Here is a 24,833-nt window from a genome sequence, read left to right as displayed (position 1 = left end):
CGCTACAAGGCCTGGCGCTGCACGGAACGGCTCAGGTCGCATGACGTTCAGCAGCCTCTTTGCTTTTTGTCTTGGATCGGTCGCCCCATGAAACTGCGCGTGCGCGCCGAGCTCGTCTATCGTTTCGATCCGCCGACGGACGCCATCTACAAGATTCAGGTCGCCCACTGGCCGGGCCAGGACATCATCGAGGAAAGCCTGACTTTCGATCCGCCGGTCGAGTTTCATGAGGATCAGGACGTCGATTTCGGCGCCCGCACCCTGCGATGCCATGTCGAGGGCGAGGTCAAGCTGACCTACGAGGCCCTGGTGGACAATGGCGTTCTGAAGGGCCTTCCACCCGACGTGTCGCAACACGACTGGGGCGAGTTGCCGGCCGAGGTGCTGCCCTATCTCCAGCCCAGCCGCTATTGTCCGTCCGACCAGTTCGGCCGGTTCGTGGCGCGCGAGTTCGGCGAGACCGCCGGCGGCGCGCGGGTGCTGGCGATCCTGAACTGGATTTCCGAACACGTCGATTACGAGCATGGGGTGTCGGATACCGAAACGACGGCGGCGCGAACCTTCATCGATCGGGCGGGGGTGTGCCGCGACTTCACCCACCTGGGCATGACGCTGTGCCGGGCATCGGGCATTCCTGCGCGCGCCGTCAGCGCCTTCGCCCATCAGCTGACGCCGCCGGACTTTCACGCCATTTTCGAGGTCTGGCTGGACAATGGCTGGTGGCTGGTCGATGCGACGGGCCTGGCGCCGGTCGAGGGGCTGGTGCGGATCGCCTGCGGCCGCGACGCCGCCGACATCGCCTTTCTGACGACCCAGGAGCGGTGTCAGATGGTGCGCCAGTCGGTGACGGTGTCGGCGGCCTGAGCCTTTGTGTCCGCGCATCCCCGCGAAAGCGGGGACCCAGAGTTTTGGGCGCTCAGATGCGGATCAGAGAAGGCGCTGCTCAATCCGATTCGCGATGTGAAAGGACTGGGTCCCCGCTTTCGCGGGGATGAGCGGGTTTAATGCGCCGCCTTGGAGGCCTGAAGTTCGTCGATCACGTCCATCTGGCGCAGCACCTTGTTCAGCGGATCGATCAGGACATGGGCGCCGCTCGGGACCGCGATCCGCCCGTGACCGCCGGTCATCGGCACGACTTGAACGCGGCCGTCGATCTCCACCTCGACCGGCATGGGGAACGGGCCGCCGTCGCCGGTCGTCCATTCCAGCCGCAGCATTCCGCCTTCGCGCGTCTCGGCCAGCACCGGCAGGGCGGCGTTGTAAAGATAGCCGCGGAAGAACCAGCCATAGTCCTGGCCCGTCACGGAGTTGACGATGACCAGGAAGTCGTCGGTGGAACGATACAGGGGCGCGAAATTGCCCGGTCGCGGATCGGGTCGGCCATAGACCAGTCGCGTGATCGCCTCGTGGAAGGCCGCGTCGCCGATCAGCATCCGCAAGCTATGGCTGATCAGCGACCCCTTGGAATAGATGTCGTTGCCCGGCCCGACGTCGCCCTTATAGACCTCGTCCTCGGTCTTGGGCGCACCCGAGACGACGGGATATTTGTTGACCAGCCCCTCGCGCTGATCAGCCAGTTCGCGCTGCATGTAGCGGTCGCCCAGCAACCAGCGCGCATAGAGGGGCTGCATATAGCTGCCCAGCCCTTCGTGCAGCCACATGTCGTCGGCGTTCTGGTTGGTCAGCTGGTTGCCGAACCATTCGTGGGCGAATTCGTGCTGCAACAGCCAGTCATAGCCCCGACCGTCGATCTTGTAGCCGTTGCCATAGGCGTTGATGGTCTGGTGCTCCATGCCCAGGTGCGGCGTCTCGACCACCCCCATCTTCTCGTCGCCGAACGGATAGGGGCCGACAGTCGCTTCGAAGAAGTCCAGCATCTTGGGAAACTGGGCGAACAGGGCCTGGACCTGTTCCGGCGCATCCGACTTCAGATGCCAGTAGGTCATCGGGATCGTGTTGCCGAAGCGGCTGCGATAGTCGCCCGTCACCGCTTCGTATGGGCCCACGTTCAGGGCGATGGCGTAGGTGTTGGGCGACTTCGCCGACCAGTTCCAGGTGGTCCAGCCATCGCCGTGATCGACCTTGCCCAGGAAGCGGCCATTGGACGGCGCCGACAGGTCGGACGGGACGGTGATGTGCAGGTCGACGCGGGCCGGCTCACCGTGCGGGCTGTCGATACAGGGCCAGAAGATGTCGCAGCCCTCGCCCTGTACGGCCGTGGCGATCCAGGGTTCGCCCGTCGGGGCGGTGGACCAGACGAAGCCGCCGTCCCACGGCGCGCGGGGCGCCACGCGCGGCTGGCCGGCATAGGCGATGCGCAGGGTTGTCTTCTGACCGACCGCCAGCGGGCGGGGCAGGGCGACCATCAGCCGCCCCTCGGGGTTCGACCAACGGTCGGCGGGAACCTCCACGCCGTCCACCTGCACCGAGGCGATGGTCAGCAGCGTATCCAGCTCGACCACCAGCCGCTCCAGCGGCGCCGTTGCGGTGAAGTCCAGGACGGCGACGGCGTCGATGGCCTTTTCGGCGGGCATGACCTTGATGGCCAGGTCGGCCTTGTCGAACTGCATGGCCCTCTGTTCGACCGTGCGCGGCTGATCCGTGGCCAGGGTGAAGGCCGTCGATTCGCGCGTCGCCGGGGCGGCGGGTCGGGGGGCGGTTGCACAGGCGGCCAGGGCCGTCAGACTGACGGCGGCGAACAGAGCCTTGATGCGCATCGGATTTCCCCTTCCACTGGCGTGAAAGGCTTAGCGCGGTCGGCGTGGCGCGCAAAGAAAAAGGCCGGCGTCTCCACCGGCCTCTTCCAGAACTGTATGGCGTCGCCGGATTTAGGCGGCGGCTTGCTCGGCCAGCTTGGCGCGAACCTGGCGCTTGATGCGCTGGGCGGCGATCGACAGCTGCTCGTCGCGGGCCTTGACGATGAAGGCGTCCAGGCCGCCCTTGTAGTCCAGGGTGCGCAGGGCGGCGTTCGAGATCCGCAGGCTGAAGGTCTGGCCCAGGGCTTCCGAATTGACCTTGACCGTCTTCAGCGACGGCAGGAAGCGGCGCTTGGTCTTGATGTTCGAGTGGCTCACGTTGTGGCCGACCATGGGGCCGATACCGGTGAGTTCGCAACGACGCGACATCGTCAGATCCTTAAGGTGCGGCGTTCGCCCCGAAAACGCTGGAGCAGACGCATGAAACAGTTGCGCGCGGGAACCAGCCCGCGCGAGAGGGGGCCGTATAAGGGAAGAGGCGGTTCGGCGTCAAGTCGAGTCTGAAGCGGAAGCGTCGATCCCCGCCATTCGGGAACGGCGACGTTCAGGCCTCGTTCAAATCCTGAGGCTTATGCCCCATATCATGAACACCTCCGCTGAACAGAAGGCCGCCATGTCCCGTCCGTCGCTGATCGACCGTCTGCCCAAGCGGGCGCTCGCCGTCCTTGCCCCGGTCGTCGCCGGCGGCTTCATGCTGGCCTCGCCCGCCATCGCCCCCGCCCAGACGGCGGCTCAGTCCGAAGTCCTGCCCGGCTATTGGGAATACACCACCAACGCGGTGGGCCAGCGCGACACCGAACAGAAATGCGTGCGCCCCAGCGAGATCAACCGCTTCTTCGGCGGCCTGTCGACCAACAAGTGGCGCTGCACCTATCCGACGCGCGTGGTCGGCAACGGCAATGCACGGTTCGAGGGCACGTGTCAGGATCACAAGGGCCGCCGCATCGCCGTGCGCCTGAACGGAACCTATACCGACACCAGTTTCAGCTTCCGCGGCGGCGCCCAGCTGGTGCGCGGCACGCCCTACATCCCCGCCAGCATCACCGCGCGTCGCCTCGCCGCCCAGTGCCCGGCGAACGCGGAATATTTCTGAACCCAGGCGCATCCGCCCGACAGCAAAAAGGCCCCGGATCGTTCCGGGGCCTTTTCTTTGTCCGATGCGGAAGCCTTAGGCGGCTTCGGCGGTCGGGATCGGCTTTTTGGCGCTGAGCGACTTGGCCAGCAGTTCGACGGCGGCGTCCTTGTCGATCTTGTTGGCGGCGGCGACTTCGCGGGCCATGCGGTCCAGGGCCGATTCATAGAGCTGACGCTCCGAATAGGACTGTTCCGGCTGGGTGTCGGCGCGGTGCAGGTCGCGGACCACTTCGGCGATGGAGATCAGGTCGCCCGAGTTGATCTTGGCTTCATATTCCTGGGCGCGACGCGACCACATGGTGCGCTTGATGCGCGCGCGGCCCTTCAGGGTGGTCAGGGCCTTGGTCACGACGTCGTCGGCGGCCAGCGAGCGCAGGCCCGCCGTCACGGCCTTCTTGGTCGGGACGCGCAGAGTCATCTTCTCGTGGTCGAAGGTCACGACATAGACTTCCAGCGACATGCCGGCGACTTCCTGCGTCTCGATCGCGGCGACCTTGCCGACGCCGTGCGCCGGATAGACGACCGCGTCGCCAACCTTGAACTCCAGACCAGTCTTGCTCGTCATATTCGTCCTTTCCCGGTCAGGGACGGGCGAAGCGAAGGCGCGTCGAACGCAAACAGGATCTCGACCGCCGGATTGATCCGTCGGCTGGGATGATGTCAGGCGTCAAATGCGGAAACGGATCACCAAACCTCTGGCCGATCCCGTCTAGGGCGGGATTCTGTCGCAAACACGGGCGGCGCGAAGATTTCGCGGACCGCCCGATCCAATGAAACAGAACCTATCACAAATCTGCGGAATTTCAAAACGTCCACAAGGCGGACGCGGATTTGCGGCGAGGCCTGGCCGGCCCCGCGCCTGGACTTCAGGAGCCCTTGCCCGGTTTGGGGCTGAAGTATTTCTCGTATTTTCCGGTCTCGCGTTCGTACTGTTCGCGGTCGGCGGGAGGCGTGCCCTTGACGGTGATGTTGGGCCAGACCTTGGCGTATTCGGCATTGACCTGAAGCCATTTGCCGTCCGGCTCGTCCTCGGTATCGGGCACGATGGCGTCGACGGGGCATTCCGGCTCGCACACGCCGCAGTCGATGCATTCGTCGGGCGCGATGACCAGGAAGTTCTCGCCCTCGTAGAAGCAGTCGACCGGACACACCTCGACGCAGTCCATGAACTTACATTTCACGCAGGCGTCGGTGACGATGTAGGTCATTGGGCGAGGAACGGGCGTCGGTCTGTGAGCGGGAGGCCTGCGACATGGCGGCCACGCAACCAACTGTCAACAGCAGGGCTTAAGGCGAGAGACGTTTGCAGGCCTATCGACGCGCCTTGACAACCGTCAGGCTTAATCGCAACTGTATTGATTGCATATCCGCCCTTCCCATCATCAGGACTTATCCATGCGCACTCCCTTCATGAAATACGCGCTCGCGGGCGCCCTGGCGCTCAGCCTCGCCGCTGGCGGCGCCGTGGTCGCTCAGGCCGCCCTGACCAAGAACCCCGCGGAAGTCACCGCAGGGAATTACGACCTGGAATCCAGCCACGGCAAGATCACCTGGTCGGTCAACCACTTCGGCCTGTCGACCTATACGGGCCAGTTCGTGAACGTGAAGGCTCAGCTGAAGCTGGACCCGGCCAATCCGTCGGCCTCGACCCTGACGGCCACGATCCCGCTGGCCGACGTGGCGCCGAACGACGACCGTCTGAAGGCCCACCTGCAGACCGCTGACTTCTTCGACACCGCCGCCCACCCGACCGCGACCTTCGTCTCGCGTTCCGTGACGGTCGATCCGTCCGACGCGAACGCGGCCACGGTGGTCGGCGACCTGACGCTGAAGGGCGTGACCAAGCCCGTCACCATCAAGGTTCAGTTCAACGGCGCCGGAACCGTTATGGGCGCCTACAAGGCCGGGTTCGACGGTGAAGCGACCATCAAACGCTCGGACTTCGGCATCAACTACGCCCTGCCGGCTGTGTCCGACGACGTGCAGTTGCACATCGAAGGCGAGTTCGTGGTTCAGAAGTAAGACGCGTTCCGACCCTTAGTGTGTGAGTGAATAGAGGGTGCGGGCCTCTTCGGCCGGTCCGCGCCTTTCGCCCAACGCCTCCACCCGCAGGCTGACGACGCGCCCGTTCTGGGCGAAGGTCAGCAGGTCGCCGACGTGGACGCAGCGACTGGGCTTGTCCAGACGCGTCTCGCGCCCGTGGTGGGTCAGCCGCACCGCGCCGCGCTCGACCAGATCGGCGGCCAGCCCCCGCGTCTTCACGAACCGCGCGCGCCACAGCCAGATGTCGATGCGACAGGCCTCCTCGCTCAAGCCTTGGCCCTTCGACGCGGGCGGCGGCGTTCGGGCCGTGCGGGCGGCGTCTCCGTCAGGGCCGCCAGCGCCGCGAACGGCGAATCCTTCACCGGCTTGGGCGGGACGCCCGGCTTGTCCGGCTGGCGGGCGCGTTCGGTCTTCAGGGCGGCGATGACCTGTTTCGCCTGATCGTCGCGCCAGCCCAGTTCGGTCAGGGCTTCCTCCGACAACCGTCCGTGATTGGCGGCGCGCAACTCGGCCATCTTTTCCAGTGTCTCGACCGGCGCCAGCCAGCGGCCCGCCAGACGCAGGCCGTGGGCCGACAACAGGCGCGGCGAGGGCGTCTCGACCGGGGCGGGGATCAGGTCGGGCGTCGCCGGGATCAGGGGCGCGGCGACGAAGGCTTGCGCGAAATGTCGGGCGCGAGGTTTCTGCAGGCCCGGCAGCCAGACGGAATGGACGCCGACGCGGATGGCGAAGCTTCTCAGGGTGCGCCGCTCCACCTGGCTCAGCGCCGCCAGATCGCGCTCGACCTCGCGCCGGTCGATCAGGCCCCCGGCCTCGATCAGACGGAAGGCGATGCCGCGCGGCAGGCCCTTCAGGGCGCCGGTCTCGACCGCCTGACGCAGGCGGCGCAGATCACGCAGCGCCCGCCCGGCCTCGGACGCCAGCCACGCTTCGATGCGGCGCTGGGCGCGCTCGCGGGCGGGTGTCGGACCCAGATCGCCCAACAGGCGGGCGGCGGGCGAAAACGGATCGGCGCCCTGCGGCGTCGCCGTGACCTGAGCCGTCAGCACGCCGCGCCACAGCACCGCGCCGTCGGGCGTGATGGAAAAGGCCTCATCCGGCTCCGCCGCCAGACGGCCCAGGCGGCGGTTGATCTCGGGCGTCACGGCCCGCACGGCGGCCTGACGCAGGGTCCGGTCCTCCAGCGCCGACGACCCCTTCTCCATCTGGAAGCGAACGCCGTCCAACTGACCCACCACCTGCCCCTCGACCGTCACCTCGCCGTCGTCGGCCACGCCTGCGAACGTATCGTCGCGCACGTTCAGGGCGCGCATCAGGGCGGTGGTGCGCCGATCCACAAACCGCGCGGTCAGCCGTTCGTGCAGCACGTCGGACAGCCGGTCCTCCAGCGCGCGGGTCCTGTCGCGCCAGCCTTGGGCGTCGTGGACCCAGTCGGGCCGATTGGCGATGTAGGACAGGGTGCGCACCGCCGACAGCCGCGCCGACAACTGGTCGATCTGGCCGTCGTCGCGGTCCACGAAGGCGAAGCGCGGCGCCATCCAGTCGTCGGTCAGCCGCCCGCGTTTGCCGGTCAAAGCGTGGAACACGTCCTTGGCCAGACGGCTGTGTTCATCCAGCGTCGTCTTCTGGAAGTCCGGCAGCTGGCACGCCTCCCACAGCCGCATGATCGCCCCGCGCGACCGGCCGATGCGGGCGATCTCCTCGTCCTTGATCAGGCGGCGCAGCAGGGTCTCGTCCAGCGCCTCGGCCGTCAGGCTGAGACCCGAACGCCCCGGTGTCACCGTCAGCGATCGCAAAAGGTCGGGCAGGGTGTCGAAATCCAGCCGGGCGTTGCGCCATTCCGCCGCTTCGACCGGATCGAACCGATGCTCGACCACCTGCTCCACCAGATCGGGGTCCAGGTCCTCGGCCTCGGCCGTGACGCCGAAGGTGCCGTCGCGCAGGTGTCGGCCCGCCCGCCCGGCGATCTGGCCGATCTCATGGGCGTGCAGCCAGCGGGTGCGGCGCCCGTCGAACTTCCTCAGTCCCGCAAAGGCCACATGGTCCACATCCATGTTCAGCCCCATGCCGATGGCGTCGGTCGCGACCAGGAAATCGACCTCGCCTGACTGATACAGGGCCACCTGGGCGTTGCGGGTGCGGGGCGACAGGCTGCCCATCACCACGGCGGCCCCGCCCCTCTGGCGCCGGATCAGTTCGGCGATGGCGTAAACCCGATCGGTGGAGAAGGCGACGATGGCGCTGCGGCGGGGCAGGCGGGTCAGCTTCTTGGACCCGGCATAGGACAGGGTGGACAGCCGGTCGCGCGTCACGATCTCCACATCCGGGACCAGGCGGCGGATCAGCGGCTCCATGGTCCCGGCGCCCAGGAACATGGTCTCGAACCGGCCGCGCGCGTGCAGCAGCCGCTGGGTGAAGACATGGCCGCGCTCGGGGTCCGCGACCAGCTGGATCTCGTCGATGGCCAGGAACTCGACCGACCGTTCCAGCGGCATGGCCTCTACGGTGCAGACGAAATAGTGGGGGCGCGGCGGGACGATCTTCTCCTCGCCAGTGATCAGGGCGACGGCGGCGGCCCCCCGCTGACGCACGATCCGCTCATAGATCTCGCGCGCCAGCAGCCGCAGCGGCAGGCCGATCATGCCCGAGGCGTGACCCAGCATCCGCTCGACCGCCAGATGGGTCTTGCCGGTGTTGGTGGGGCCCAGGACCGCTGTGACGCGGGAGGGGGCCAGGCCTGCGGACCGGTCGCTCATGATGCCCTTAAGGTGGCGACGATTCCCTTCCGGCTCAAGCGTCGCCTAAACGCATTCCGATCCGCACCAGGGTCGACAGGTTCGGCGCCTGCATCTTGGTCATCACCTTGGCGCGAAAAATCTCGACGGTGCGCGGGCTGATCTCCAGACGCAGGGCGATTTCCTTGTTGGAGCAGCCGTCGATCAGGGCGTCGAACACCTGGCGTTCGCGGTTTGTCAGGGAGGCGACGCGAGCCTGCATCTCCTCGCGCGCCGCGCGTTCGGCCTCCAGTCCGCTCAGCGAGGCGATGCAGTGGCCGACACTGTTCAGGATCTGCTGGGGATCGAACGGCTTTTCGATGAAGTCCGCCACGCCCGCCTTCATCAACTGCACAGCCAGGGGCACGTCGGCATGGCCGGTGATGACGATGACCCGCCAGCTGTCCCCACGCAGCGACTTCAGCCGCCGCACCAGTTCCGGGCCCTCGACCCCCGGCATCCGCACGTCGGTGACGACACAGGCGCTGGCCTCGGTCGGCAGGTCGTTCAAGAAATCGTCGGCGCTGGCGAAGGCGCGGGCGCGAAACCCCGCACCCCGGAGCATCAGGGTCAGCGCGTCCCGCATCGCCGGATCGTCGTCGATAATGAAGACGGAATGAGAGGTCATGCGGCCTCGGATTCGGTTGGGCGCGACAGTCGAAAGGTGAAACAGGCCCCGCCGCCCTTCGGACGGGTGACCACCAGAGCTGAACCGTGGCTCTCGACGATCGTGCGGGTCACCGACAGGCCCAGCCCCATGCCGCCCGTCTTGGTCGAGATCATCGGATGGAAGATATGGTCCATCTGCGCATCGGGAATGCCGGGCCCATTGTCGCGAACCGAGATATCATAGCCGTCTGGTCCCAGCGTCCGCCCGATCACCGTCACCTGGCCGTCGTCGCGGTCGATCACCGCGTCCACTGCATTGCGGATCAGATTGGTCAGGGCCTGCTGGAACTGAATCCGGTCGGCCAGCACCTGATCGTCCTCGTCGTCGGTCTCGATGCGAATGGCGACGCCCGTGTCCTGGCCGATCAAGGCGGTCACCGGCTGCAGATCCTGGATCATCTGGGAGGCCCGCTCCTCGGTGAAGGCGCGCGACCCGTTGGCGATCATCTCGCGCATCCGTCGGATGATGTCGCCGGCGCGCAGAACCTGGGACTTGGCCAGGTCGAGGGTGCGCACCGTCGGATCAGCGGCGGGACCGATCCGTGCCAGATCGGCCTGGCCCGCATGCAGATAGACGGCGGCGGCGCTGAGGGGCTGGTTCAGCTCGTGCGCCAGGGTCGCGGCCATCTCGCCCATGGAGTTCAAACGCCACACGCTGCTCAGCCGGTCGTTCAGTTCGCGTTCGCGCCGGCGCGCCGCCTCGGCCTGACTCTGGTCCGTCAGGGTCAGGACGGTGTGTTCCGGGGCGGCGTCAGGGGGCAACTGGTGGGCGCCGAGGGTCAGCAGCGCCGCCTCGCCGTTCGGCCCTCCCGGCGCGCGCCACAGCATACGCGCCGCCCCGTCGGACCGCTGCGTCGCCTGAACCGCCGCCGCGTCGAAGCCGGGAAGCAGGGTCTCGAACGGCTGGTTCAGCGCCCGGCTCGGCGTCACGCCCAGCAAGGACGCCGCGACTTGCGTGACCCGGCGCGTGCGGCCGTCCCGGTCCAGCGTCACGATCGGCGTCGAGGTCAGGATGGAATCCAGCAAGAGTTCGCGTCGCGCCAGATCCCGCGCCAGGGTCTGGGCCGCTTCCATCGCGGCCCTGAGCCGAAAGCAGGTCTCCGCGACCGCCCAGGCGACGACGACGAACAGCCCGGCGTTGGCCAAGGTGTCGGTGAGGCTGTCGCGCCGCACGACCAGCTCGCATCCGATAATGGCCAGGACGATGGCCAGGCTGACCGAAGACCGACGCCCCAGCAGGGCCGTGGCCATGATCGCCGGCATCACCGGCAGATAATAGAAGTGCGCCACGGGCGAGAGCGCCAGCCTCAGGGCCATGGCCGCAGATACCGCCAGAACGGCCACGACGGCACCGCCCAGCCAGGTTCTGGTGCGATAGCGGCTCAGCAGCGCACCGAAGCCCGCCGCCACGCGCCGGTCGCCTTGATCAGGGCTCATGTCGCACGCGCAGATACAACCTGAGCGCTCCTTTCGCCGTGTTTTTGCATCGTTCGGTATAGGCCATTCGAGTATGCGTGGAAATACGTAGTTCGCAACGACGAAGCCGGGGCGCGTGGTTCGCGCGCGGCCCGCGTGTGCAACCCGGCGGGCAAACCTGATCGTGGCTACGCCGCGCTGGAGGAAGCGAAATTTCCAGAGGCATTAATCATAGCCTCACCCTTGGGAGGGATAATCCACCTGTCTCAAGGACCCTGATATTGCGCCCTTCCATCGTCCCGTTCGCTGTCGCCAACCGCATGGCGGACGGCTGGGTCGACCACAACACGTGGAAGCGGGGCGCCAAACACCGTCTGACCGACGCCGACGCGCTGGATTTGTGCTGGTGCGACACCGACCGCCAAGGCGCGGGCGAACCTAAAAAGGGTCGCCTGTTAGGGTTCGCCGCCTGTTCGTTTTGATTGACCCAGTAAGGGGATGTTGAGTTGAAGCTTATCGAGAACATGCCGGTCGGCCGAAAGCTGTTCACGGCTTTCGCCCTGGTGCTGGCGGCCATCGCGATCATGGGCGTGGTCATCGTGGCCAGCCTGATCAAGATGAATGCGGCCAGCGACCAGCGTATGCTGGAGAACAAGGCGATCCGCGACGCCGCGACCGCCGAATTCTACGTCACGCGCCAGGAGAACGCCTTCCGCGGCTATCTGCTGTCTGCAGATCCATACTATCTTGAGCGGGTTGATGCGCACCGGGCCAAGTTCCTGGCGGCGATGGCGGATATGCGTAACGATCTGTCGGGTGCGCGGGGAGCGTCCATCGACAAGGCTATCGACGCGAACGCCGTCTGGTACAGAAACGTGGTCCAGACGGGCGCGGCCCTGATGCGGGAAGGCCGCAACGCGGAAGCGGTCCGTCTTGTCGGTCGCACAGGCGTGGCCGATACCTATGTCGCGCCTATCGAAGCCGCGATCGACGAGATCAAGACGTCCAACGAAGGCGCCGTCGAGGCGGCGCGTCAAACTCAGGTGGCTGCCGGCAAGGCGGCCATGATCGCCGTGATCGCCGGCCTGATCGCCGCCCTGTTGATCGCCCTGGCGGCGGGCTTCGTCACCACGCGCGCCATCGTGCGTCCGTTGTTCACGATCATCGGCCATATGCAGAAACTGATGGCCGGCGACACTGCGATCCAGGTCGTCGGCGCCGACCGCAAGGATGAGTTCGGCAAGATGGGCCAGGCTGTCGTCGCTTTCCGCGACGCGGCCCTGGAAAAGGTTCGCATCGAGCGCGAGGCCCTGGCGCAACGCTCGCTGTCGGAACGCGAACAGGCCGAGCGGGAGGCGGAGAAGGCGCGCGAGGCGGCCGAAGACGCCCAGGCGATCGGCGCCCTGGGCCAGGGGCTGTCGGCCATGGCCAATGGCGATCTGACCTACCGTATCGACATCGAATTCAGTCCCAAGGCGGCCCAGTTGAAGTCGGACTTCAACGCCGCCATCGCCCAGCTTCAGGAGGCGGTGTCGGTGGTGGTCGCCAATGTCTCGGGCATCCGCTCGGGCGCCGATGAAATCAGCCAAGCCGCCGACGACCTGTCGCGCCGCACGGAGCAGCAGGCCGCCAGTCTGGAGGAGACCGCCGCCGCCCTGGACCAGATCACCGCCACGGTGAACAAGACCGCCTCGGGCGCGCGTCAGGCGTCCGACGTCGTCCAGACTGCGCGCGGCGACGCGGAAAAGAGCGGCGTGGTGGTGCGCGACGCCGTCACCGCCATGACGGCCATCGAGACGTCCTCGACCAAGATCAGCCAGATCATCGGCGTGATCGACGAGATCGCCTTCCAGACCAATCTTCTGGCCCTGAACGCCGGTGTCGAGGCGGCGCGGGCCGGGGACGCCGGTCGCGGCTTCGCCGTTGTGGCTTCCGAGGTTCGCGCCCTGGCCCAGCGTTCGGCCGAGGCCGCCAAGGAGATCAAGGCCTTGATCTCGGCCTCGACGGGCCAGGTCGGCGCGGGCGTGAAACTGGTCGGCGAGACCGGCGAGGCCCTGAAACGCATCGTGGACCGGGTCGCCGAGATCGACGGCCTGGTCACCGAAATCGCCGCCTCGGCCCAGGAACAGGCGGTCGGCCTGGCCCAGGTCAATACGGCGGTGAACCAGATGGATCAGGTCACCCAGCAGAACGCCGCCATGGTCGAGCAGTCCACCGCCGCCAGCCATTCTCTGGCTCAGGAGGCGGAAAGCCTGCAGGCCTCGATGGGGCGGTTCCGCGTCGGTTCCGGCCATCACCGGACCCACGCCGCCCCGCAGCGCGCGCCTGCCGTCGCCGCAACCGCACCCAAGCCAACCAGCCGCATGGTCGCCGCGCTGAAGACGCTGGGACGCGGCGGCGCCGCCCTGAAACCGCAGCCGGCCCCGATCGAAGACGGATGGGAGGAGTTCTGATGCCTGACGCCCTGATTTTGCCCGACATCCTGGACCTGAAGGCGGCCGCGCCGCTGAAGGCCGAGCTTCTGGCGCGCCGTGGCCGGGATTTGGTGCTGGACGCGTCCGACGTCCAGCGTCTGGGGGGGCTGTGCCTTCAGGTCCTGTTGTCCGCCGCGCGCACCTGGGATGTCGACGGCGTCAACCTAAGGTTAGGTTCTGTGTCGCAAGCTTGGAGCGAACAATGGGCCGCGTTCGGCGCGCCCGATCTGCTCAACGAGGGGGCCCAGGCGTGACCAAGACCGTTCTGACCATCGACGATTCTCGCACCATGCGCGACATGCTGCTGATGGCGCTGGAGGATGCGGGCTATACCGTGATCCAGGCCGTGGACGGCGTGGACGGTCTGGAAACCCTGGCCGCACGGGGCGCCGACGTCGTCATCACCGACATCAACATGCCGCGCATGGACGGGTTCGGCGTGATCGAGGGCGTGCGCGCCGATCCGAACCACCGGGCCACGCCGGTTCTGGTCCTGACCACCGAAAGCGATACGGAGAAGAAGGCGCGCGCCCGCGCCGCCGGCGCCACAGGCTGGATCGTCAAACCCTTCGACCCTGCAAAGCTGGTCGACGCCGTTCGCCGCGTCGCGGCCTGATCGCACAGCCCGCCGGACCTGAACCCCATGGACGCCTTCGAAGCCATCAAGGCCACCTTCTTCCAGGAATGCGACGAACTGCTCGCGGACCTGGAGACCAGGCTGATGCTGCTGGAACAGGGCCAGACGGACGTGGAGACGATCAACGCCGTCTTCCGCGCCGTCCATTCGGTCAAGGGCGGGGCGGGGGCTTTCGGGCTGGAGGCCCTGGTCCGGTTCGCCCACGTCTTCGAGACCCTGATGGACGAACTGCGCGCGGGCCGCAAACCGTGCGACGCCGTCACGGTCAAGACCCTGCTGCGCGCCTCCGACGTGCTGGCCGATCATATCCAGGCCGCCCAGGGCTTGATTCCGCCGGTGGATGAGGCGCGCTCGGCCGCCCTGGTCGCCGAACTGGAAATCCTGACCCACGGCGGCGAGGCCCCGCCGGCGGCGATCGACGAAGACGACGACTTCGACTTCACCCCCATGGCCTTCGACATGGCGCTGGACGATCCCGCCGCGCCTTCGGACGCCGCTCCGACCGGCTGGCGCATCGTGTTCAAGCCGATGGGGCGAATGTACGCCAACGCCAACGAGGCGGGCCTGCTGCTGCGCGAACTGGGACGTCTGGGCCCGATCCAGGTCAGGCTGGATGACAGCGCGGTTCCCACGCTGGACGCCCTTGCGGTCGAAGACGGCTGCCTGAGCTGGACCATCGACCTGTCGGCCGATGTGGACGAGGCCGCCGTGCGCGAGGTGTTCGACTTTGTGGAAACCGACTGCGACCTGACCATCACGCCGCTGGGCGACGCCCCCGATGTCGCGCCTGACGGCTCTCTTGTCTTCGAGGACCAGCCGGCGGCGATCCTGCCGGCCGGCGACGACCTGGATATCGCCGCCCTGCTGGCCCGCGCCACGGGCGCTGTCGCCGACACCGCCCCGGATGCGGTCCCCGGGCCCGCCCCGGACATCCTGGGCTTCGTCGCGCCCGCGCCTGAGCCGGCGGCGGCTGCGCCTGTCGCAACGCCCATGGTCGCGCCCGCCGCCACGGCCGCCGCGCCCGTCACGATCCGCGTGGATCTGGATCGGGTGGATCGTCTGATCAACGTCGTCGGCGAACTGGTCATCCAGCAGGCCATGCTGTCCCAGCGCGTGCTGGAAAGCGGTCTGGCCCGGTCGTCGGGGATTGCGCTGGGCATGGAGGACCTGGAGCTTCTGACGCGCGAGATCCAGGACAGCGTCATGGCCATCCGGGCCCAGCCGGTGAAGTCGGTGTTCCAGCGGATGCCGCGTCTGGTCCGGGAGGTCGCGGACATGACCGCCAAACAGGTGCGTCTGATCACGGCGGGCGAGGACACGGAGGTCGACAAGACCGTGGTCGAACGCCTGGCCGAGCCGATCACCCACATGCTGCGCAACGCCATCGACCATGGACTGGAGACGCCAGACGAACGCCTGGCCGCGGGCAAGCCGGCCGAGGGGACCGTGCGTCTGGCCGCCCTGCATCGCTCGGGCCGGATCGTGATCGAGATTTCCGACGACGGCCGCGGCATCAACCGCGAACGGGTCAGGAAGATCGCCGTGGACAAGGCGCTGATCGCGCCCGACGCGGCCCTGACCGACGAGCAGATCGACAATCTGATCTTCGCGCCCGGCTTCTCGACCGCCGCCGTGGTGTCCGACATCTCGGGCCGGGGCGTGGGCATGGATGTGGTCAAACGGTCGATCCAGGCTTTGGGCGGACGCATCTCCATCAGCTCGGTTCCGGGCAAGGGCTCGACCTTCACCCTCAGCCTGCCGCTGACCCTAGCGGTGATGGACGGGATGGTCGTCACCGCCGCCGAACAGACCCTGATCGCGCCGTTGCCCGCCATTGTCGAAAGCCTGACGCCCCAGGCCGTCGATCTGCACCATGTCGGCGGGGTCGATCCGGTCATCCGCTTCCGCGACCGCTTCCTGCCGCTGATCGACGTGGCCCTGGTCATGGGCTTCCGCGATGCGCCGATAGACCCCGCCGGCGGCGTCGCCGTGGTGGTCGAGACCGAGGGCGGCCAGCAGGCGGCCCTGCTGTTCGAGGCGATCCAGGGCCAGCGCCAGGTCGTCATCAAGAGCCTTGAGACCAACTACCAGCAGGTGGAGGGGATCGCCGCCGCCACCATCCTGGGCGACGGCCGTGTCGCCCTGATTCTCGATATCGACGTCCTTGTCGCCGACATGCGCCGCAAGGCGACCCGCCCCGACCTCAAGCTCGCGAGCTGATCCATGACCGAAGCCAAAGACCCCCAGCGCGAACTGATCGCCTTCCGCATCGGCGCCCAGGAATTCTGCGTCGACATCATGTCGGTGCGCGAAATCCGCGGCTGGACGCCCGCCACGCCCCTGCCGCGTTCGCCCGGCTATATGAAGGGCGTCATCAACCTGCGCGGCACGGTCCTGCCCATCATCGACCTGGGCGCGCGTTTCGGTCTGGAGACGTCCGAACCGACGGCCCGCCACGTCATCATGGTCGCCCATATCGGCGGGCGGATGGTGGGGCTGCTGGTCGACGCCGTGTCCGATATCCTGCAGATGAGCGAGGCGGCGGTCCAGCCGACGCCCGACGTCGCCAGCGATCAGGTGAAGACCTTCGTCAAGGGCATCTTCTCGATCGACGGGCGCATGATCAGCCTGATCGAGCTGGATCACATCCTGCCTCAGGTCCAGGCCGAAGCCGCATGAACGTCGCCGCCGGCCGGGGATCCATCGTCGAGGGCGAGTTCGTCTTCACCGCCGAAGATTTTCGCCACATCGCCGAAATGCTGCACGCCCATGCGGGCATCGCCCTGAACGAAGGCAAGGCCGCCCTGGTCTATTCGCGCCTGGCCAAGCGGCTGCGCACCCTGGGCCTGACCAGTTTTCGCGACTACTGCGCCCTGGTCGAGGGCGTGGACGGCGTGGACGAACGCCAGAAGATGACGGCGGCCCTGACCACCAACGTCACCCGTTTCTATCGCGAACCGCACCACTTCGACGACCTGCGCGACCGGGTGATGCCCGCGTTGGCCGCCCGCGCCCGCGCCGGCGGGCGTGTGCGGCTGTGGTCAGCGGCCTGTTCGAACGGACAGGAGCCCTATTCCATGGCCCTGACCGTGCTGTCGGTCCTGCCCGAGGCGGCGGACCTGGACGTTCGGATTCTGGCCACCGACATCGATCCCAACATGGTCGCCCAAGGCCAGGACGGAACCTATTCCGAAGAGGCGCTGGAACCGGCGCCCGTCGCCCTGTGGCGCAAATATTTCGACCGCGCGGATCGCGGCCGGTGGACCGCCGGCGCCCAGCTGAAGCGTCTGGTCGCCTTTCGCGAGCTGAACCTGATCGGCGACTGGCCGATGAGGGGCCGGTTCGACGTCATCTTCTGCCGCAACGTGGTCATCTATTTCGACGACGCCACCCAGGAACGGGTGTGGCGGCGCTTCACCCCCCTGATGACGCCGGGCGCGACCCTCTACATCGGTCATTCCGAGCGGGTGTCCGGTCCCGCGACCAGCCAGCTTCGGACCGCAGGCCTGACCACCTATCGCCTTGGGGCCGCATGAGCCCCGTGCGCGTCCTGGTGGTCGACGACAGCCTGACCATGCGCGGCCTGATCTCGGCCGCCCTGAGGTCGGACCCTGAGATCGAGGTCGTCGGCACAGCCGCCGATCCCATCGAGGCGCGCGCCGCCATCAAGGCGCTGAACCCCGACGTCGTCACCCTGGACGTCGAGATGCCCAATATGAACGGGCTGGAATTCCTGGAAAAGATCATGCGCCTGCGGCCGATGCCGGTGGTCATGGTCTCGACCCTTACGGCGGCCGGGACCGACGTGACCCTGGCCGCGCTTGAGATCGGCGCCGTGGACGCGGTGGCCAAGCCGGCGGTCGCCGGCCCCGGCGCTTTCCACGAGCTGATCGGCAAGGTGAAGACCGCCGCCCGGTCCCGCGTGCGTGCGCGTGGCGACACGCCCGCCGCCGCCCAGGCGCCCGGCGCCTATCGCCCCGCGCCCGATCACGTCCTGGCTATCGGCTCGTCCACCGGCGGGGTGGAGGCGCTTCTGACCGTGCTCAGCGGCTTTCCCGCCGACTGCCCCGCCACCGTGATCACCCAGCATATGCCGGCGAGCTTCACCGCCAGTTTCGCCGCGCGCCTGGACCGCGTCTGCGCGCCGCGCGTGACCGAGGCCGTCGACGGCGCCCCGGTTCAGCCGGGGCATATCTATCTGGCGCCGGGCGGGGCGACGCATCTGGAGGTCTCGCCCGGCCTGACCCCGCGCTGTCGGCTGATCCCCAGCGATCCCGTCAACGGCCACCGCCCCTCGGTGGATGTCCTGTTCGAGTCCGTCGTCCGGCTGAAGCGGCCGATGACGGGCGTCATCCTGACCGGCATGGGCCGCGACGGGGCCAGGGGCCTTTTGGCCATGCGTCAGGCCGGCGGCCGCACCCTGGGCCAGGACGAGGCGTCCTGCGTCGTCTATGGCATGCCCAAGGCCGCCTTCGAACTGGGCGCCGTGGAGCGGCAACTGCCGCTGCACCGCCTGTCCCCCGCCATTCTCGAACTGTGCGCCGACCCGGCCGCACGATCAGTCGCCTAACCGGGAGCGTACCCATGCCCGTCGCCGCCTCTCTCCAATGTCTGGTCGTGGACGACCAGATGACCATGCGATCGCTGGTCCGTACCAGTCTGCAGCAGTTGGGGGTGCGCGACATCCGCGAGGCCTCGGACGGCGAGATCGCCCTGCGCGAAGTGGTCACCAAGCCCGCCCACCTGATCATCTCGGATTACAACATGCCCAATCTGGACGGTCTGGGTCTGCTCCGCGCTGTGCGCGCCCACCCGCCCACGTCCAAGATCGCCTTCATCATGCTGACCGGCCGCGCCGACCGCGAACTGGTGCAACGCGCCGTGCAGTTCGGCGTGAACAACTATCTGGTCAAACCCTTCACGGCCGCCCAGCTGAAGGGCAAGCTGGAAGCCGTGTTCGGGCCGCTGACATGACCTTCGCCTCCCTGAAGGACAACGTGGAACAGCGCGTTCATGTCGGCCAGGGCGAGCATTTCATCACATCAGATCCCAATGTCGTGCTCAGCACCATACTGGGCTCCTGCGTGGCCATGTGTCTGCGCGACCCGCTGGCGGGCGTCGGCGGCATGAACCATTTCCTCCTGCCCGAAGGGGCGGGGGCGGGGACCGATGCGGGCCGGCGCTACGGCGCCTACGCCATGGAGCTATTGATCAACGACCTGCTGAAGGCCGGCGGCCGTCGCGAACGGCTGGAGGCCAAGCTGTTCGGCGGCGGGCGGATGTTCAACGGGTTGCGCGACGTCGGCCGCGCCAACGCCGATTTCGCCGAACGCTTCCTGCGCGACGAGGATATTCCCGTGGTGGGCGGCAGTCTGCGCGGCGACGGCGGGCGTCGCCTGCACTATTGGCCCGTCAGCGGCCGCGCCCTGCAGCGCGCGGTCACCGACACGGTCGCACCCCGGCCCATGCCTGTCGCCCCGCCTGTCGAGACCGGCGCGCTGGAACTGTTCTGAGCATGAGCGCCCCGACCGACCACGCCGCGCTGCTGACCGCCGTCGCCGACGAGCTGATGCTGGTGCGTGAAGACATCGAGGGGATTGAGACCCTGGTCGGCGATCTGGTTCGCCGTGCGCCGCCCGAAGAGCGTTCGAACGCCCTGACCCAGGCCCAGGCGCTGGACGCCCTGATCCAACATGTCGAGACCCTGTCCGGGCTTCTGCGGATGCTGGGCGGCGGCGCCAGTCCCTCCGATGCCGTAAGCCGACTGTCGCTCGCCGACGTGGCCGGCCGCTTGCGACTCGCCGCGGGCGAACACCGCCCGGCCTCCGCCGCCGACGCCGGCGACCTGACGCTGTTCTGACGGCGTCGCCAGAAGCGATCGGGTCAATCTGACGCGATCCCGATGCTTCAATCTTGGTCCAGGCGGCGTTCGGCTCGTGGGTTAACAGCTTGGCTGTTTCCTGGGAACAAGCGTGAAACGAATCAGGACCGAATCGCTGACACCGCCCCATTCGTCCTTTGTTCACCGCGATATCTGGTGGATTAATCGCCCTTAACCACAAGTCGCCCTGTGGCGCCGGTCGCGTCTCGCACCTGACTTTTTCCTCGCTCGACGCCCCAACCGCTTCCCCACGCGCCCGCAAGCCGCTAGGTCATCGCCCATGGCCCCGTAGCTCAGCTGCATAGAGCAAGGCTTTCCTAAAGCCGAGGTCGCAGGTTGGAGTCCTGCCGGGGTCGCCATCCCTATTTCGAGACCACTTTAGAGCGTCTTGCGACTGGGTGAACGTGGCCGTCAGAGCCAGGGTGTGATGGTCGAGCCGAGCCGGGTGCGGCGATGCACGGAATCAGTCTTTCAGTTGCTGGGAGAAGGAGAGGCTGTGCGAAGGGTTGCCGCGTGGTCTTCGGCGGCCTTGAGCAGGCGCAGGGCGTTGCCGCCCCAGATGTCCGCGAGGTCGGTCTCGGAGTAGCCCTCAGCCAGCAGGCGTTCGGTCAGGCGGGGCAGGGCGGCGACGTCCTGAAGCCCGGTGACGCCGCCGCCGCCATCCCAGTCGGCGCCGACGCCGACGTGGCGCGGTCCGATCAGGTTGAGGACATGCAGCAGATGGAGCACCACGTCTTCGAAGTCAGCCTGGGCGGGGGGATGGGCGGCGTTCAGGGCGCGCAGGCGCTGGAAATAGACTTCGCCCTGCTGCAGGTTCAGTCGGCTGGCAGGGCCGAATTCGTGACGCAGTTCGGTCAGGGCGGCCTCACGTTCCGGCGTTTCGGGCAGGGGCTTCAAATAGGCGCCGAGGGTGTTGATCTGAATGACGCCGCCCGAGGCTGCGAGACGCCGCAATCGGGCGTCATCGATGTTGCGAGGATGGTCGTGGACCGCCCGTGGGCCGGAGTGGGACAGGATGATCGGCGTGGCCGAATAGGCGATCAGTTGATCGAAGACGTCGTCGGACGCGTGGGAGGCATCCAGCAGCATGCCCAGCCGGTTGGCTTCGGCGACGAACCGTCTGCCCTCGGGACTGAGCCCGTGCCATTTCGGTCCGGCCGGGTCAGTGGCGGAATCCGCCAGTTCATTGTTGGCGAAATGGACGAGGCCCAGCATGCGCACGCCGCCGTCGTGGAATTCCTTCAGGGTCTCCAACCTGCCCGTCAGGGGATAGGCGTTCTCTATGGAAGCATAGACCACGCGACGGCCCGAACCGGCGATCACGGCCGCGTCGGCGGATGTGGCGGCAAGGGCGAACTTGTCGGGGTTCGCTTCGACCAGACGGTGAATAAGCCGCAGCCGTTCGCGGGCCGCCGTCAGGGCGGCCTCCGTCGCCTCCGGCGTCAGCGGGCCCTGGGGCGTGTAGACCGCCCACCAGCCGCCATCGAGCCCGCCCTCGACCAGTCGCGGATAGTCGACCTGTGATCCGTCCTCGGCGACGGAATGGCGCTTCAGGATGTCCCAGCCGGGCCGGGCCAGCAGGGCCGGAGTGTCCAGATGCGTATCGAGGACCAGAAGACGCTCATGCAGGGCGCGGACATCTGGCGGAACCGTGGCCTGAACCTGAACCGGAACAGCCAGCAGGGCGGCGGCGAGGATGATAGAGGAAGGCATCAGAAGTTCGCCGTCAGCGACAGTTGAATCGTGCGAGGCGGCGCGGGCCGATAGGTGGCCGCGGTGCTCACCGTGATGTTGACGGTGCCGAGGTAGTCCTCGTCGAGCAGATTGTCGACGTTGAGCCGCAGCTTGACGCCTCTCGCCGGCCCGATGGACCAGTCGCCGCCGAAGTCGAGATAGGCATTGACCACCGTATAGGCGCGGGTCTTTTCGGTGTTGGTGAAGTTGGAGAACCGCTCGCCGATATGTCGGGCGGAGACATTGGCGACCAGCCAGGAGGTCGGCTCCACCGTCACCCCGCCCTGGATGATCCATTCGGGACTGTCGGGCACAGTGTTGCCAGCGATCGGCAAGGCGGCGCCGGTGACGGCGATGAAGCCTGGGATGTCGTCCTGGAACTCGACGCGGTTATAGCTGGCGTTGAGGTTGAAATAGGCCTTGCCGCCCGTCCATTCGGGCTTCCACAACCCGCTGAACTCGGCGCCCTGGGCTTCGACCTCGCCGACGTTCTGGAAGAAGGTTTCGGTGGTCGCGCTGCCCGGCGTCACCAGGGCGTAGGATTGCAGCCGGTTATCGAACACGGTCCGATAGAGCGCCAGGGCGGCATTGAACGTCGGCCGGTTGCTGCGCAGGCCCAGTTCCCAGTTCTTCGACACCTCGGCTTGGGGCGTGCGGGCCGAGGGGCTGGCCAAGGCGAAAACGTCGTCGGCGCCGCGCGGCAGGGCCAGGTTCTCGGCGTAGGAGGCGAAGACCTGTTCGTTCCGGCTCAGGTTCCAGACCAGGCCGATATTGGGCAGGAAGCTGTCTTTCCAGTTGTCGCTGATGGTCGGCTGACGGCTGTTGATATAGTCGGCCGGGTTGCGATACCCGCTGATGGTGTAGTCGATGTCCAGCGCCTTGACGCCCACCTCTATCTTCAGCCGATCATCCAGCAGGCTGATGACGTCCTGAAGGAACAACTGGGTCGTCTCTCGCGTCGAGACGAAGTCGCGCTGGCGGTGTACTGGCTCGTTGAGCAGGACAGCCCCGTCGGGGTTGCCGTCGACCTGGTTATAGCGAGCCTGGGTGCGGTGATAGTCGTCCGTCTCGACCCAGACGCCGCCGGTGATGCGGTGGGGGCCCAGATCCCAGATCGCCCGTGCGACGAGGCCCTTGCGTTCCCCATCGACGGTCGACAGCCCGTATTGAAGGCCGCGCGGCGCGACCAAACCGGCAAGGATCGGTCGCTGGTTGTTATGGTTGGTCAATGAGGTGGCATAGTCTTCGGGCGAGACGCCGTAGCCTTCCTTGTCCTCATAATAGGCGGTGGCCTCGAAGCGCAGCGCCTCGCCGACCGGCAGGACGCCGGACAGTCGGTACAGAATGTCGTTGCGGCTGTTGATCGCCTGCTTGAAATACTGGTTGTAGAGCGGGTTGGAATAGACGACGCCCGCCGTGGTCTGGCCCAGGACCGGGACATGGTCGAGGTAGGCGAAGTCACGCCCTTTCCGCCCGAAGGCGTCGCCTGTCGCACCTGCGTACTGTGCCTTGGTGACGGCGGGGGCGTCATAGTCGAAATAGTCGTTCCAGACGACGCCGAGGGTCAGCTCCGCTCCGCTGTCGGCCTGATAGCGCAGCTTGCCTTCGGCGTGCTGACGATTGATGTCGCCGGGACCGCGCCACAGGTCGGCGGAGAAGTCGGAGAAGCTGGCGTAGCCCGAGAATCCGCCATGCTCGCCGGTATCAACGCGCACGAAGCCGCGTTTCAAGTCGTCGCTGCCGACGGTCGCCGTCGCCGTGACCCCGAACTCGGTCGCGGGGGCGATGGTGACATACTGAACGATCGGGCCGAGCGAGGAATAACTGGGTTGAGTGACGTCGCCGGCGCCCTGGGAGGCGGTCACGCGATCGAGATTTTCGTTCTCGACATAACGGAAGATGGGGCTTCCCCCGAACTGATCCGAACGGCCGGTTGGGGCGCCGTCCAGCACGAAGCCGATCTGCTGGAAGTTGAAGGCGCGGACCGAGACGGAATTGCCGAACTCATAGAGGCCCAAGGCGTCGTTAGCCTGAACGTTGAAGCCGGGCAGGCCCTCCAGCATCTTCAGTCCTGACACCCCTGCGGGGGCGGACAGCAGGGCCTCGCGGGTGATGGATATGGTGTTGGCGACGCGGTCGGCGCCGATGGCGACCGTGGCCTCCGAGACCCGGCGACCGGTGACCACGATGTCTTCGACGTGATGGGCGGAGGGGGGCGCGACTTGGGCCCACGAGGGCGCAGCCGGCAACAGCGCCAGGCCCGAGGCGGCGCCCGCAAGAATGGTCATCGATGCACGCATTGAAATCCCCCCTCGCAGAGCGTGCTTGTCCCGATGAGGGCAGCTTCATCCCGCAACTGCGAGGGGGCAGGAAGGCTAAGCTGCTGACTATGAGCAATCGAGTAATGCTGTTATGTTGCTTAGATATTCTAACGCAGCATCACGATGCGACGCCTTTTGAATTCGGCGAGGCGCATCGGATTCCCGGTCAGCCGTCAGGGAAGGCGCAGTCGGCTTTGGATGGCACGGGTCCAGTCAACCCAACAGCGGCGGCTGCACTTCACCGATCCCGCCTGCGCAAAGTCATCGTGGATTGGCAGGAGCGCCCCCTTTCGCAATGAAGTGCGGATCCGGCGCGGCGGGCGAATCAGATCGTGACCGGCCGCGTTCAGTTTTTCTGAGATTGAGCTTCGTTGCCGGGTTGGCGACGGTGAACCATGACAGACGCATCCCCCGCGCGTGCCGACCTCTTTTTGCTCAAGCCGGGGTTCGAGGATCCGGCCTTTCCTGGCGCGGTCTATTTTGACCGCTACTCCGCCTTGCTGGAGGGGGTGCTGCGGTCCTATCCGCATCTTGAGGCGACGATCGCCGTGCATAGGGTCGGCTTCGAACGCCCCCGTCGCGCGGTTGCGGCCCTGGCGGGTGAGGAGAACCAGACCCTGCCTCGGCTCGTGCTGGCGCCCGGCGTCGCCACCGAACAGCCGGGGCCGAGTTTCGCGGGGCGTCGCTCGGTCGCAGGCGCCGGCGCCGTGATCGCGTGTCTGGTGGAGCTCTACGGGGTGGCGCCGCCCCATCCCTGACCCGCGACGCCCAGGCGCCATCCTGGGTCGAACGCCGTGCGGGGTCGAGGGAGAGAAGAAAAGCTGTCCCCGCACTCAACCGTTCTGGCGAGAACCGATGGAAAGTTCGCGTTAGGGACAAGGCGTGGGCGTGAAGAGACGCTCATTCTCGCACTTGAGGCCGCGTCTGTTATCCCCGGGCGCGGCCTTATTTCCAGGAATGGACAGCTTGGAGAAAATCTCTCTCAGCTGCGACA

At 67.0% G+C, this 24,833-nt stretch carries 25 protein-coding genes and 1 tRNA gene; 16 read left to right on the top strand and 10 right to left on the bottom strand.

The genetic code is table 11. The features are described 5' to 3' along the window. Positions 1-87: 87 nt before the first annotated feature. On the top strand, positions 88-864 hold the full coding sequence (locus tag P0Y50_02545; protein WEK40506.1) for a transglutaminase family protein: 777 nt from the start codon (positions 88-90) through the stop codon (positions 862-864). Between the two features lie 137 nt (positions 865-1,001). Here the strand turns inward: P0Y50_02545 and P0Y50_02540 are convergent, their stop codons facing one another. After that, positions 1,002-2,717, bottom strand: a complete 1,716-nt coding sequence (locus P0Y50_02540; GenBank protein WEK40505.1) for a M1 family metallopeptidase — start codon at positions 2,715-2,717, stop codon at positions 1,002-1,004. 111 nt (positions 2,718-2,828) lie between these two features. Next, the gene (rpmB, locus tag P0Y50_02535; protein ID WEK40504.1) at positions 2,829-3,125 is read right to left on the bottom strand and encodes a 50S ribosomal protein L28; all 297 of its coding nucleotides are present in this window, start codon (positions 3,123-3,125) and stop codon (positions 2,829-2,831) included. A 214-nt stretch (positions 3,126-3,339) separates the two neighbouring features. Between rpmB and P0Y50_02530 the strand changes: the two genes are divergently transcribed. Continuing rightward, on the top strand, positions 3,340-3,849 hold the full coding sequence (locus P0Y50_02530) for a DUF3617 family protein (GenBank protein WEK40503.1): 510 nt from the start codon (positions 3,340-3,342) through the stop codon (positions 3,847-3,849). A 75-nt stretch (positions 3,850-3,924) separates the two neighbouring features. Here P0Y50_02530 and P0Y50_02525 read toward each other — a convergent pair whose 3' ends face one another. Continuing rightward, complete coding sequence (locus P0Y50_02525; protein ID WEK40502.1) at positions 3,925-4,455, bottom strand: CarD family transcriptional regulator; 531 nt, start codon at positions 4,453-4,455, stop codon at positions 3,925-3,927. 301 nt (positions 4,456-4,756) lie between these two features. After that, positions 4,757-5,098, bottom strand: coding sequence for a ferredoxin family protein (locus P0Y50_02520; protein ID WEK40501.1), 342 nt, complete (start codon positions 5,096-5,098; stop codon positions 4,757-4,759). A gap of 187 nt (positions 5,099-5,285) precedes the next feature. Here P0Y50_02520 and P0Y50_02515 point away from each other — a divergent pair, with 187 nt between their 5' ends. After that, entirely contained in the window at positions 5,286-5,912 is a 627-nt protein-coding gene (locus tag P0Y50_02515; GenBank protein ID WEK40500.1) for a YceI family protein, read from the top strand. A gap of 15 nt (positions 5,913-5,927) precedes the next feature. Here the strand turns inward: P0Y50_02515 and P0Y50_02510 are convergent, their stop codons facing one another. The 4 genes from P0Y50_02510 to P0Y50_02495 are packed head-to-tail and all read right to left on the bottom strand — an operon-like array spanning position 5,928 to position 10,813. Continuing rightward, positions 5,928-6,203, bottom strand: coding sequence for an RNA-binding S4 domain-containing protein (locus P0Y50_02510; GenBank protein WEK40499.1), 276 nt, complete (start codon positions 6,201-6,203; stop codon positions 5,928-5,930). Continuing rightward, on the bottom strand, positions 6,200-8,689 hold the full coding sequence (locus P0Y50_02505) for a helicase-related protein (protein WEK40498.1): 2,490 nt from the start codon (positions 8,687-8,689) through the stop codon (positions 6,200-6,202). The genes P0Y50_02510 and P0Y50_02505 overlap by 4 nt, the downstream gene beginning before the upstream one ends. A 34-nt stretch (positions 8,690-8,723) precedes the next feature. Beyond that, positions 8,724-9,335 carry a response regulator gene (locus P0Y50_02500; GenBank protein WEK40497.1) on the bottom strand — a complete coding sequence of 204 codons (612 nt, stop codon included), beginning with the start codon at positions 9,333-9,335 and terminating at the stop codon, positions 8,724-8,726. Further along, positions 9,332-10,813 carry an ATP-binding protein gene (locus tag P0Y50_02495; protein ID WEK40496.1) on the bottom strand — a complete coding sequence of 494 codons (1,482 nt, stop codon included), beginning with the start codon at positions 10,811-10,813 and terminating at the stop codon, positions 9,332-9,334. The genes P0Y50_02500 and P0Y50_02495 overlap by 4 nt, the downstream gene beginning before the upstream one ends. Positions 10,814-11,073: 260 nt before the next feature. On the opposite strand from P0Y50_02495, the gene P0Y50_02490 reads away from it, so the two are divergent. From P0Y50_02490 to P0Y50_02435, 12 genes are all read left to right on the top strand, one after another. After that, positions 11,074-11,274, top strand: a complete 201-nt coding sequence (locus P0Y50_02490; GenBank protein ID WEK40495.1) for a hypothetical protein — start codon at positions 11,074-11,076, stop codon at positions 11,272-11,274. A 42-nt stretch (positions 11,275-11,316) separates the two neighbouring features. Beyond that, on the top strand, positions 11,317-13,245 hold the full coding sequence (locus P0Y50_02485) for a methyl-accepting chemotaxis protein (GenBank protein ID WEK41511.1): 1,929 nt from the start codon (positions 11,317-11,319) through the stop codon (positions 13,243-13,245). Next, entirely contained in the window at positions 13,245-13,520 is a 276-nt protein-coding gene (locus tag P0Y50_02480; protein WEK40494.1) for an STAS domain-containing protein, read from the top strand. Before P0Y50_02485 ends, P0Y50_02480 begins: the two co-directional genes overlap by 1 nt. After that, positions 13,517-13,882, top strand: a complete 366-nt coding sequence (locus P0Y50_02475; GenBank protein ID WEK40493.1) for a response regulator — start codon at positions 13,517-13,519, stop codon at positions 13,880-13,882. Before P0Y50_02480 ends, P0Y50_02475 begins: the two co-directional genes overlap by 4 nt. Positions 13,883-13,909: 27 nt before the next feature. Then, positions 13,910-16,123, top strand: a complete 2,214-nt coding sequence (locus P0Y50_02470; protein WEK40492.1) for a chemotaxis protein CheA — start codon at positions 13,910-13,912, stop codon at positions 16,121-16,123. Between the two features lie 3 nt (positions 16,124-16,126). Beyond that, positions 16,127-16,582 (top strand): chemotaxis protein CheW, encoded by a 456-nt coding sequence (locus P0Y50_02465; protein ID WEK40491.1) that lies wholly within the window; start codon positions 16,127-16,129, stop codon positions 16,580-16,582. After that, a complete protein-coding gene (locus P0Y50_02460; GenBank protein WEK40490.1) occupies positions 16,579-17,439 on the top strand; it encodes a protein-glutamate O-methyltransferase in 861 nt (286 codons plus the stop codon). The genes P0Y50_02465 and P0Y50_02460 overlap by 4 nt, the downstream gene beginning before the upstream one ends. After that, positions 17,436-18,473: a chemotaxis response regulator protein-glutamate methylesterase gene (locus P0Y50_02455; GenBank protein ID WEK40489.1), complete on the top strand. Its 1,038-nt coding sequence runs from the start codon at positions 17,436-17,438 to the stop codon at positions 18,471-18,473. Before P0Y50_02460 ends, P0Y50_02455 begins: the two co-directional genes overlap by 4 nt. Before the next feature lie 14 nt (positions 18,474-18,487). Next, positions 18,488-18,877 carry a response regulator gene (locus P0Y50_02450; GenBank protein ID WEK40488.1) on the top strand — a complete coding sequence of 130 codons (390 nt, stop codon included), beginning with the start codon at positions 18,488-18,490 and terminating at the stop codon, positions 18,875-18,877. Then, the gene (locus P0Y50_02445) at positions 18,874-19,416 is read left to right on the top strand and encodes a chemotaxis protein CheD (GenBank protein WEK40487.1); all 543 of its coding nucleotides are present in this window, start codon (positions 18,874-18,876) and stop codon (positions 19,414-19,416) included. The genes P0Y50_02450 and P0Y50_02445 overlap by 4 nt, the downstream gene beginning before the upstream one ends. Before the next feature lie 2 nt (positions 19,417-19,418). Continuing rightward, a complete protein-coding gene (locus tag P0Y50_02440) occupies positions 19,419-19,763 on the top strand; it encodes a hypothetical protein (GenBank protein WEK40486.1) in 345 nt (114 codons plus the stop codon). Between the two features lie 303 nt (positions 19,764-20,066). Further along, positions 20,067-20,143 (top strand) — tRNA-Arg (locus P0Y50_02435). 112 nt (positions 20,144-20,255) lie between these two features. Here P0Y50_02435 and P0Y50_02430 read toward each other — a convergent pair. Together P0Y50_02430 and P0Y50_02425 are read right to left on the bottom strand one after the other, a co-directional pair. Beyond that, the gene (locus P0Y50_02430) at positions 20,256-21,497 is read right to left on the bottom strand and encodes a dipeptidase (protein ID WEK40485.1); all 1,242 of its coding nucleotides are present in this window, start codon (positions 21,495-21,497) and stop codon (positions 20,256-20,258) included. Beyond that, positions 21,497-23,806 carry a TonB-dependent receptor gene (locus P0Y50_02425; protein WEK40484.1) on the bottom strand — a complete coding sequence of 770 codons (2,310 nt, stop codon included), beginning with the start codon at positions 23,804-23,806 and terminating at the stop codon, positions 21,497-21,499. Before P0Y50_02425 ends, P0Y50_02430 begins: the two co-directional genes overlap by 1 nt. Positions 23,807-24,234: 428 nt before the next feature. On the opposite strand from P0Y50_02425, the gene P0Y50_02420 reads away from it, so the two are divergent. Further along, on the top strand, positions 24,235-24,597 hold the full coding sequence (locus tag P0Y50_02420) for a DUF3088 family protein (protein WEK40483.1): 363 nt from the start codon (positions 24,235-24,237) through the stop codon (positions 24,595-24,597). The last annotated feature ends 236 nt before the right edge of the window (positions 24,598-24,833 follow it).

The organism is Candidatus Brevundimonas colombiensis, from assembly GCA_029202665.1.
GTDB lineage: Bacteria > Pseudomonadota > Alphaproteobacteria > Caulobacterales > Caulobacteraceae > Brevundimonas > Brevundimonas colombiensis.
The sequence above is the reverse complement of the archived record's forward strand: the minus strand, read 5'-3'. Positions and strand labels throughout refer to the sequence as shown.

Excerpts from the sequence above, each read along its gene's own strand:
- P0Y50_02545 (WEK40506.1), top strand. The coding sequence starts at position 88 with ATGAAACTGCGCGTGCGCGCCGAGCTCGTCTATCGTTTCGATCCGCCG.
- P0Y50_02540 (WEK40505.1), bottom strand. The coding sequence starts at position 2,717 with ATGCGCATCAAGGCTCTGTTCGCCGCCGTCAGTCTGACGGCCCTGGCC.
- rpmB (WEK40504.1), bottom strand. The coding sequence starts at position 3,125 with ATGTCGCGTCGTTGCGAACTCACCGGTATCGGCCCCATGGTCGGCCAC.
- P0Y50_02530 (WEK40503.1), top strand. The coding sequence starts at position 3,340 with ATGAACACCTCCGCTGAACAGAAGGCCGCCATGTCCCGTCCGTCGCTG.
- P0Y50_02525 (WEK40502.1), bottom strand. The coding sequence starts at position 4,455 with ATGACGAGCAAGACTGGTCTGGAGTTCAAGGTTGGCGACGCGGTCGTC.
- P0Y50_02520 (WEK40501.1), bottom strand. The coding sequence starts at position 5,098 with ATGACCTACATCGTCACCGACGCCTGCGTGAAATGTAAGTTCATGGAC.
- P0Y50_02515 (WEK40500.1), top strand. The coding sequence starts at position 5,286 with ATGCGCACTCCCTTCATGAAATACGCGCTCGCGGGCGCCCTGGCGCTC.
- P0Y50_02505 (WEK40498.1), bottom strand. The coding sequence starts at position 8,689 with ATGAGCGACCGGTCCGCAGGCCTGGCCCCCTCCCGCGTCACAGCGGTC.
- P0Y50_02500 (WEK40497.1), bottom strand. The coding sequence starts at position 9,335 with ATGACCTCTCATTCCGTCTTCATTATCGACGACGATCCGGCGATGCGG.
- P0Y50_02495 (WEK40496.1), bottom strand. The coding sequence starts at position 10,813 with ATGAGCCCTGATCAAGGCGACCGGCGCGTGGCGGCGGGCTTCGGTGCG.
- P0Y50_02485 (WEK41511.1), top strand. The coding sequence starts at position 11,317 with ATGCCGGTCGGCCGAAAGCTGTTCACGGCTTTCGCCCTGGTGCTGGCG.
- P0Y50_02480 (WEK40494.1), top strand. The coding sequence starts at position 13,245 with ATGCCTGACGCCCTGATTTTGCCCGACATCCTGGACCTGAAGGCGGCC.
- P0Y50_02470 (WEK40492.1), top strand. The coding sequence starts at position 13,910 with ATGGACGCCTTCGAAGCCATCAAGGCCACCTTCTTCCAGGAATGCGAC.
- P0Y50_02465 (WEK40491.1), top strand. The coding sequence starts at position 16,127 with ATGACCGAAGCCAAAGACCCCCAGCGCGAACTGATCGCCTTCCGCATC.
- P0Y50_02460 (WEK40490.1), top strand. The coding sequence starts at position 16,579 with ATGAACGTCGCCGCCGGCCGGGGATCCATCGTCGAGGGCGAGTTCGTC.
- P0Y50_02455 (WEK40489.1), top strand. The coding sequence starts at position 17,436 with ATGAGCCCCGTGCGCGTCCTGGTGGTCGACGACAGCCTGACCATGCGC.
- P0Y50_02450 (WEK40488.1), top strand. The coding sequence starts at position 18,488 with ATGCCCGTCGCCGCCTCTCTCCAATGTCTGGTCGTGGACGACCAGATG.
- P0Y50_02445 (WEK40487.1), top strand. The coding sequence starts at position 18,874 with ATGACCTTCGCCTCCCTGAAGGACAACGTGGAACAGCGCGTTCATGTC.
- P0Y50_02440 (WEK40486.1), top strand. The coding sequence starts at position 19,419 with ATGAGCGCCCCGACCGACCACGCCGCGCTGCTGACCGCCGTCGCCGAC.
- P0Y50_02430 (WEK40485.1), bottom strand. The coding sequence starts at position 21,497 with ATGCCTTCCTCTATCATCCTCGCCGCCGCCCTGCTGGCTGTTCCGGTT.
- P0Y50_02425 (WEK40484.1), bottom strand. The coding sequence starts at position 23,806 with ATGACCATTCTTGCGGGCGCCGCCTCGGGCCTGGCGCTGTTGCCGGCT.
- P0Y50_02420 (WEK40483.1), top strand. The coding sequence starts at position 24,235 with ATGACAGACGCATCCCCCGCGCGTGCCGACCTCTTTTTGCTCAAGCCG.